Raw genomic sequence first — 2,738 nt, forward strand, 5'->3', positions numbered from 1 at the left:
GCATTGGGCGGCAGTTCCTGCGACCACGGGTGAGCGATTTCCAGCTCGCCGGCCTTGTATTCGTGGGCATGGGCGAAGCACGCAGGCAGCAACAGCGCAGCGATGACGAAGAGTTTGTTCAACATGGCAGTTCTCCAGAACGATTTGATACGCAGGTCAATTGCGAGAACAAATCAAACCAGAGGCGAGGCGCGGGGGTTGAGGCTCGGCCATTGCTGGCGCGGTGTCGGTGTTTGCAACGAGGGTGGCGCCACGCTGCGATTGCTTTCGTAGCGGGCGAAATACAACTGCGGTGTATGACCCGGCAACGCCACCAATGGCGCCGAGCCCGAGCAGCACCAGCAATGCTGCATGTTCGAATGAGTGTCGTTGTTCGGGGCCTTCTGATCGGTGGCACCGATGTCGATCGCCACCATCTTCGTCCCGCTGCCGGTGCAGAAACTGCTCCACAGCAATTGTTCGGCCGGTGAACTGGCCGCCTGCGCCATCGCCCCCGTCATCGGCATGGCGAGCATGTTGAACAGCACTGCGAAGCAGGCGATCCAGGCAAATGCGAGCCGGTGTCGGTTCATGGGACAGATCCGTTGGGTGGGCGATCAGGCGCCGCTATTTAGCCTGATCAGGGCCGATAAGTAAAAAGGCGTCGTGCGGTTTGGTGTCGCAGATCAATCAAACCGCGACGGCGTGCAATCTCAAACCCAAAGCCTTCATGACCTTCATGATAGTTGCGAATTCGGGGTTACCAGTGCTGCTCAGCGCTTTATAGAGACTTTCACGACCCAGGCCGGCATCACGTGCCACCTGTGTCATGCCCTGAGCTCGGGCTATGTCATTCAGTGCTGCACGGATGAGTACGCCATCGCCTTCATCATCATCAAAGCAAGCGTCCAGATACGCCGCCATATCCTCGGGAGTTTTGAGGTATTCGGCGGCGTCGAAACGGGTGAATTTTTCGGTCATGACTTACTCCTCATTACCGATGCTATGTGCCATTTGTACGGCGCGCTTGATATCACGCCGTTGTGTCGATTTATCGACCCCGATCAAAAGCAGATAAATCACGTCGTCTCGACGAGTGAAGGACATCCTGTAACCAGGACCGTAGTGAACACGCATTTCGTAAACGGTGTCACCGACAAAACCGTAATCGCCAAAGTTGCCATGTTCGGCTGCTCGAAGTCTGGAGATGATTCGGCCTTTGCCGATGATGTCTTTCAACGAGTCGAGCCATTCGGAAAATACACGGGATCGTTCAAGTTCGATCATGTCAGGGTCGTATTCCTTGGGATACAGTCTGGCAAGCCGCTTTTCTGCGGTTGTCTGCCTGGATGGATTAAAGGAACCGAAGTATTGGGCGAGGGGATAGCGAAGACCAGTCGGCTGCTTCCTCAAAACAAGCCGGTTAATTCGCAGATAAATTTGAAATCAGGAAAAGTCTGACGTGAGCAGTGCATTAAGGACTTCAGACGTCGTCAGAAACTCCCGATCAACCCCCGGCAACACCGGCCGCTTCAACACCAGCACCGGCACTCCCAACTCCCGCGCCACTTCCAGCTTCGGCTCGGTCGCGGTGCTGCCGCTGTTCTTGCTGATCAGCACATCAATTTGCCGGCGCTCAAACAGCGCACGCTCGTCTTCCAGCAGAAACGGCCCACGGGCGCCGATGACTTCGCAGCGTTCGTTGCCGGGGTAGACGTCGAGGGCGCGCAGGGTCCAGAACTGCTCGCTGGGGATTTCGTCGAGGTGTTGCAATGGCTCGCGACCGAGGGTGAACAACGGGCGGCGGAACGGTTTGAGGGCTTCGGTCAGTTCGGCCCAGTCGCTGACCTCGCGCCAGTCGTCACCCGCTTGCGGCTGCCACGCGGGACGGCGCAGGGCCCAGCAGGGGATGCCGGCCCGGCGCGCGGCGAGGGCGGCGTTATGGCTGATTTGCGCGGCGTAGGGGTGGGTGGCATCGAATAGCAGGTCGATGCCTTCCGCGCGAATGAACTGCGCCAGCCCTTCGGCGCCGCCGTAGCCACCGACACGCACCTGGCAGGCCAGGTCGGTCGGCACCCGGCCCACGCCGGCCAGGCTGTAAATATGTTCTGGCCCCAGCGTGCGGGCGATGGCCAGCGCTTCGGTGACGCCGCCGAGCAACAGTATCCGCATCATGCAAAACCTCCGGCGTGGCCGACAATGCCGCCCTGACGATCAATCGCAAACACCTCGACCTGCACCTGCGCCGGCACCACGCTGCGGGCGAAATTCAGCGCATGGCGGCAGACCTCATCACCGAGCGCAATCCCCGCCGCACTGGCCATCGCCAAGGCTTGCTGACTGGTATTGGCCTCACGAATGCCTTGCTGCAACGCCTCATCGGCGCCAATCGCCGCCGCCCATTCCGCCAGTTGCGGCAGGTCGATACTGGAATGCCGCGAGTGCAGATCCATGTGCCCCGCTGCCAGTTTGCTGATCTTGCCGAAGCCGCCGCACAGGCTGAGTTTATCCACAGGCACTTTGCGCAGATGCTTGAGCACCGCGCCGACGAAGTCGCCCATTTCGATCAGGGCGATTTCCGGCAGGTCGTAGACCCGGCGCATGGTGTCTTCGCTGGCGTTGCCGGTGCAGGCGGCGATGTGCAGATAGCCGTTAGTCCGGGCGACGTCGATGCCCTGGTGGATCGAGGCGATGTACGCCGCGCAGGAGAACGGCCGGACGATGCCGCTGGTACCCAGAATCGACAGGCCACCGAGAAT

The 2,738-nt window shown here is 60.0% G+C and carries 5 protein-coding genes and 1 pseudogene; all 6 read right to left on the bottom strand.

The genetic code is table 11. The annotated features are described in order from the left end of the window. A pseudogene (locus tag DBR24_RS32235) lies at positions 1 to 125 on the bottom strand (copper resistance protein CopZ); the annotation flags it as partial. Positions 126 to 173: 48 nt separating this feature from the next. Then, positions 174 to 572 carry a DUF2946 domain-containing protein gene (locus DBR24_RS14905; protein WP_123471018.1) on the bottom strand — a complete coding sequence of 133 codons (399 nt, stop codon included), beginning with the start codon at positions 570 to 572 and terminating at the stop codon, positions 174 to 176. 97 nt (positions 573 to 669) lie between these two features. Then, on the bottom strand, positions 670 to 960 hold the full coding sequence (locus DBR24_RS14910) for an addiction module antidote protein (RefSeq protein WP_003221244.1): 291 nt from the start codon (positions 958 to 960) through the stop codon (positions 670 to 672). 3 nt (positions 961 to 963) lie between these two features. After that, positions 964 to 1,266: a type II toxin-antitoxin system RelE/ParE family toxin gene (locus DBR24_RS14915; RefSeq protein ID WP_128615145.1), complete on the bottom strand. Its 303-nt coding sequence runs from the start codon at positions 1,264 to 1,266 to the stop codon at positions 964 to 966. Positions 1,267 to 1,425: 159 nt separating this feature from the next. After that, entirely contained in the window at positions 1,426 to 2,154 is a 729-nt protein-coding gene (locus tag DBR24_RS14920) for a cobalt-precorrin-6A reductase (RefSeq protein WP_128615146.1), read from the bottom strand. Continuing rightward, positions 2,151 to 2,738 (bottom strand): cobalt-precorrin-5B (C(1))-methyltransferase (locus DBR24_RS14925; protein ID WP_146189052.1); only part of this gene is annotated, 588 nt, incomplete at its 5' end. The genes DBR24_RS14920 and DBR24_RS14925, both read right to left, overlap by 4 nt.

It is taken from the genome of Pseudomonas sp. HMWF006, assembly GCF_003061205.1.
GTDB lineage: Bacteria > Pseudomonadota > Gammaproteobacteria > Pseudomonadales > Pseudomonadaceae > Aquipseudomonas > Aquipseudomonas monsensis.